At 38.7% G+C, this 476-nt stretch carries 1 tRNA gene and 1 pseudogene; one reads left to right on the forward strand and one right to left on the reverse strand.

The features are described from left to right. Nucleotides 1-67 precede the first annotated feature (67 nt). Nucleotides 68-155: transfer RNA gene (locus ADF68_RS03805), tRNA-Ser, on the forward strand. Between the two features lie 73 nt (nt 156-228). Here ADF68_RS03805 and ADF68_RS10835 read toward each other — a convergent pair. Further along, nucleotides 229-360: pseudogene (locus ADF68_RS10835) on the reverse strand (transposase); the annotation flags it as partial. Nucleotides 361-476 lie beyond the last annotated feature (116 nt).

The following is a 476-nucleotide window of genomic DNA, read 5'->3' on the forward strand; positions in this document are numbered from 1 at the left end:
AGGTGGTTAGAGCGCACGCCTGATAAGCGTGAGGTCGGTGGTTCGAGTCCACTCGTGCCCATTAATAGGAGAATTACTCAAGAGGCTGAAGAGGACGGTTTGCTAAATCGTTAGGTCGGGTAACTGGCGCAAGGGTTCGAATCCCTTATTCTCCGTAGTTGAAGAGCTTAAAAGCTCTTTTTTTGACTTTAAAAGGCTCTTTGTTAACTGTAGTGGGTTGAATAAAAGCTAACATCTGGAGAGGACAATCGTTGTCCTCTCCATTTTTATATTCAGAGCGATGAAAATTCGTTTCTTAAAGTTGTCAAAGTTCCTAAAACCAAAAGCATTTCGTTTGATGAGTTTAATGAGATTATTGGTATAGTAAAATGAACCTAAAACAGTACATAATGTGGTATAATCTTCTTATGGCATATTCAATAGATTTTCGTAAAAAAGTTCTCTCCTATTGTGAGCGAACAGGTAGTATAACAGAA

Origin of the sequence: Streptococcus pseudopneumoniae, from assembly GCF_001068775.1 — a bacterium.
GTDB lineage: Bacteria > Bacillota > Bacilli > Lactobacillales > Streptococcaceae > Streptococcus > Streptococcus pseudopneumoniae_N.